Source organism: Bifidobacterium saguini DSM 23967 (assembly GCF_000741715.1).
In the GTDB taxonomy this organism is placed as follows: Bacteria; Actinomycetota; Actinomycetes; order Actinomycetales; family Bifidobacteriaceae; genus Bifidobacterium; species Bifidobacterium saguini.
In genome coordinates this window covers 1-3,824 of the sequence record NZ_JGZN01000029.1, presented here as the reverse complement: position 1 = coordinate 3,824, position 3,824 = coordinate 1, and the positions used below count along the sequence as shown (strand labels likewise).

Annotated in this window: 4 protein-coding genes; 1 reads left to right on the top strand and 3 read right to left on the bottom strand. The window is 65.7% G+C overall.

Annotated features, from left to right (window positions below):
* Window positions 1-178: 178 nt before the first annotated feature.
* The 3 genes from BISA_RS11725 to BISA_RS11715 form a co-directional block, all read right to left on the bottom strand.
* Window positions 179-1,393 carry a hypothetical protein gene (locus BISA_RS11725; RefSeq protein WP_051917583.1) on the bottom strand — a complete coding sequence of 405 codons (1,215 nt, stop codon included), beginning with the start codon at window positions 1,391-1,393 and terminating at the stop codon, window positions 179-181.
* On the bottom strand, window positions 1,390-2,010 hold the full coding sequence (locus tag BISA_RS11720; protein WP_033892175.1) for a hypothetical protein: 621 nt from the start codon (window positions 2,008-2,010) through the stop codon (window positions 1,390-1,392). Before BISA_RS11720 ends, BISA_RS11725 begins: the two co-directional genes overlap by 4 nt.
* Window positions 2,011-2,083: 73 nt before the next feature.
* Window positions 2,084-2,488 carry a WhiB family transcriptional regulator gene (locus BISA_RS11715; protein WP_051917584.1) on the bottom strand — a complete coding sequence of 135 codons (405 nt, stop codon included), beginning with the start codon at window positions 2,486-2,488 and terminating at the stop codon, window positions 2,084-2,086.
* 528 nt (window positions 2,489-3,016) lie between these two features.
* Here BISA_RS11715 and BISA_RS11705 point away from each other — a divergent pair.
* The gene (locus BISA_RS11705) at window positions 3,017-3,691 is read left to right on the top strand and encodes a hypothetical protein (protein ID WP_033892171.1); all 675 of its coding nucleotides are present in this window, start codon (window positions 3,017-3,019) and stop codon (window positions 3,689-3,691) included.
* The last annotated feature ends 133 nt before the right edge of the window (window positions 3,692-3,824 follow it).

Here is a 3,824-nt window from a genome sequence, read left to right as displayed (position 1 = left end):
GCGGCTGACCGGCAGCGCGCGGCCGGCATCGGCGAACCGTTCCGGCGCGTAATGGCGGATCGTGGTGCATCCCGCGCCTCCATGCGCGGCGACCAGCCACACGCGTTCCGTGGCCGGCGCGTCGAACGCGGGTATCAGCGTGGTCAGTTCCATGAATATGCTGCCTTTCCTTTTGAATCTAGATTCCCGGATCGTTGTCGGGGAACTGCGACGGGTCCGGCTCCGACGGCACCGACCAATCCGGTGAGCCCGACGAGCCTTGGGATCCCGAACCCGTCGAGGAGCCGGAGGAACCGGAACGCCACGAGGAGCCGCCGTTCGACTGGGAGCGGGTCTGCCCCTGCTGCGCCGGCTGTCCGGCTGAGGGCTGCGGATCCGTCCGCGATTCGGCTGCCGCGGCCTCGGCGTCGGCGCGGTTCTTCGCGTCGATGGATTCCCTGACCATGCTCATGGCCTTCGTCATGGCGGTCTCGTCGGACGCGTCGATGGCCTCGCGCAGCGTGGCGCGCGACGAATCGTCGGCCACCTTTCCCTCGGACGAGGAGTACAGCTCCTCGGCCTCGGCCCTCGTGCGCGCCAGTCTCGATTCGAGCACCTTGCCGACCGCCTTCCTCAGCTTCCTGAGGTCCGAGGCATCACGATCCGCGATGGCCTTCAGGGTTTGCTCGGCATGCTCCAGCGCTTCCTCGGATTCCGCGTCGCAGGATGCCAACGGCTCCGATTCGTCGGGGAGCCCGTCCGTGATTTTCCTTAAGGCGGCCACGGTCCGTGGGTCCTCCACCTGGCCGGCCGTCACCTTGGACGCGTTCCCGAACCGTTCGCCCGCCAGATATCCATCGAGCCCGTCTGCGGCACGGACGGCCGTTTCGCGTGCGGTTTCGCATCGCGCGGCCGCCTCCTCGACGGCTTTTGCGGCGACCGCCGACTCGTGGGCGTGCCACGCGAACCCGGCGAGCGGGACCGTGAGCGAGACGGCCACGAGCACGACCGCCATGATTGCGATCCGTCTCATGTTCCACGAGGGGGATGCGTTCGGGAAATCATCCGGGAATCCGGCAGGCTCGCTCACGGATTCGAGAACGGATTCGATGGAATCCCCCGTGTCCGGGGCCGCGGAGTCCGGCAGGACGATGCGCGCCGTGGCCGTAATCGGTTCCACCGGCTCCATGACGACGGTCCGATCGGCGGATTGCGGGGAGGATGGCAACGGCCCGATCTCCCAGGGATCGGCATCGGGCTTCCCCGATTGCTTCACACCGTCGGAGGCGACGACGCGGCTCCCCTTGCCGGCATCATCGCCGTCTGCCGTGGACTCCTCCCCTGCCGGGATGCGGATCACCGGATCCGCGCCGGGGATGATCGGGCCCAGCTCCCAGGGGTCGGATGCGTTCATCGGTTGAACAGACGCCGCATCAGGCCCGGACGATCGGACTCGTTCACGGATTCGCTCTCGGATGCGTTCATCGTCCGGGACCGTTCCATGAGCCAGGCCGGAGCCTGGCCGTGATCGTGGGCGTCCATCAGGCAGCGCGTGACCTCGCCTTGCGGGGAAACCGCGGCCAGGCGGCCCAGATGGCCGGAGAACACGCGTTCGTCGTCGCCCTGCATGAAGCTCATGTACGCGGCCGCCTCCAGCACCCCCACACGGCGTTCCGGATCGCGCAGGCAGTTCGACAGTCTCCAAAGAAGCGCGGGAACGTCCTGATGGAACTCGCTGTTCGCGATCTCCCGCACGTTGTAGTCCGCCTGATACCAGAGCTTGCGCGATGTGGAGGCGAACAGGGGCAGGGCGTTCGGGTCATGGTTCGCGACCAGCATGAACCTCATGCGCTCCAAACCCGGCGAGATGAGCTTCGCGCACGCCGCGTCGCGCAGGGCGGCGTCATCAGACAGGTGGGCCAGCATCTCGGCCACCGCGCCGTCCCTCGTCGGATCGCCTATCCTGTACTGCTCCGAACGCAGCGAATCGATGAACTCGAACACGGCCAGCGCCGTCTCCCTATCAGCCATGCGGCAACCTCCTATCAGCGGGAACGATAGTCCGATCATGCCTTGGCGGCGCGGAAGCGACGGGGCAGGCCGTCTACTCGCCGCCGGACCCGCTCTTGCCGGACGGATCATCCGCCGCGGAACGCTTCGACTCCCGCCACCGTCGCCGGCGTTCGTCCGCCAGCTCAGCGTGATGGCGTTTGGCCTCGTGTTCCCTGGCCGCGACCACGATCTCGGGATTCGAGCGAATGTATCTGGCGAGCCGCGGCTGCGCGGTCGGGTCGGTCGGATCGCACCGCAGCCCCGCCTCGCGCGCGATGCGCAGCACCACGCGCCTGGCGCGCAACGGCAATCCCCCATAGATGCCGGACTGCTCGCCGGCCAGTATCCCGAACGCCAGGCATTCGGCCTTCACCGGGCATGCCTCGCAGATCTTCACCGCGGCACGCCGCATCTCGTACTGGTCGTGCGCGTTCGGCAGGCTCTCCGGCCCCCACATACGGTCGGCCCAACGCAACGGGAAGTCCGCGCACTCACCCCTCACCAACGCCACTATCGGCAACCTCCACACACATCGGCATAATCGGCATGACGGAACCTTGAAACCACGAGGCCCCTCAGGCCCCGATCCCCTTCACCCATGCGAGCAGACGCGCCCCGAAACCCGAGGGCGCTTCGGATTCACCCCGGTCGGACGCCACGGGCACGGGCCTCGCCACAGGCTTGCGGGATATCGTCTCCATCACCTGCGCGTCGAACAACGCCGCAGATGCCGCGGTGCCGCCCGATGGAACGGGTGTGACGTTTCCCGACCTTGCCGACCTTGAACGCGATCTCGCCATCATGATTCCTTCCCGACCGGCCTCGACCGGCCACACGCATCCGCATCCGTTTACAAGAGGGACCATAACCATGACGGGAAAGGCAAAGTGTTTGAAAAACCGGCGGCGGAAAACCGAAACCTGAGGCGTGTACGCTTCGGAGACGAACAAGGGCTGGCGTGCGTGACAGGAAAGGAGCGCTCGGAATGATGGACTATGTGGACGTGCTGGAGTACATGGATGCGGGAAAGCTGGATGGCCTCGCCCAGTCCGCCGCCAACGATGCCGATTTGGACAACATCCGCAGGTTCGTGAGACTGGATGCGGCGATCAGACGGCAGACGACCGGTGGCACATACGATAGGACCAGACCGTCGATCGAACGTCAGGTGCTCGTCTCCTTCTGGGAGAAACCCCGCACGGGCTTCCACTACGAGCAGACCGCGGGACTGTTGCAGCCCATCGACTTCGGATCGAAGCTGCTGGACATCCCCTGGTCCAGCCAGGCGTTCAACACATTCAAGAGAAACAACAATGTCAAGGGCCTCCACCTCGAGCACGTCACCCCGATCAAACAACTGTGGCAATGCCTGCTCGAGATCGAGAAGGCCGACACCACCAAGAACGGCACGGATTGGAGGAGGGAGGCCGGAGCCTACCTGCGCAACAACTACCGGGTCGCCGTGGTCACCGAGGACGAGGCCAAGGGCATCGACCGCTACTTCAGCCGAGACAGGAACCCGTTCAGAGACGCGCAGACCCCATTCAAACGCTACGAGGCCGCGATAAACAAGGCCCGGAAGAAAAAGGCCGGTGACAGAATCTGGGCTGCGACCAAGGCTCTCGACACATCCAAGTTCGTGCACCCGGGAAGAAACTGAGGATCCACACACCGAAACACCGGAATACCGACATGCCGAAGCGTCTTTCCGCTCTCCCGGGGAACGCGAACGGCGGAACGGATCATGAGGAGGCATGCGCGGCGACGCGCCGCGTGGAGGCTTCGCCGCGCCG

Coding starts and splice junctions, on each gene's coding strand:
- BISA_RS11725 (WP_051917583.1), bottom strand. CDS start 1,393: ATGAACGCATCCGACCCCTGGGAGCTGGGCCCGATCATCCCCGGCGCG.
- BISA_RS11720 (WP_033892175.1), bottom strand. CDS start 2,010: ATGGCTGATAGGGAGACGGCGCTGGCCGTGTTCGAGTTCATCGATTCG.
- BISA_RS11715 (WP_051917584.1), bottom strand. CDS start 2,488: ATGTGGGGGCCGGAGAGCCTGCCGAACGCGCACGACCAGTACGAGATG.
- BISA_RS11705 (WP_033892171.1), top strand. CDS start 3,017: ATGATGGACTATGTGGACGTGCTGGAGTACATGGATGCGGGAAAGCTG.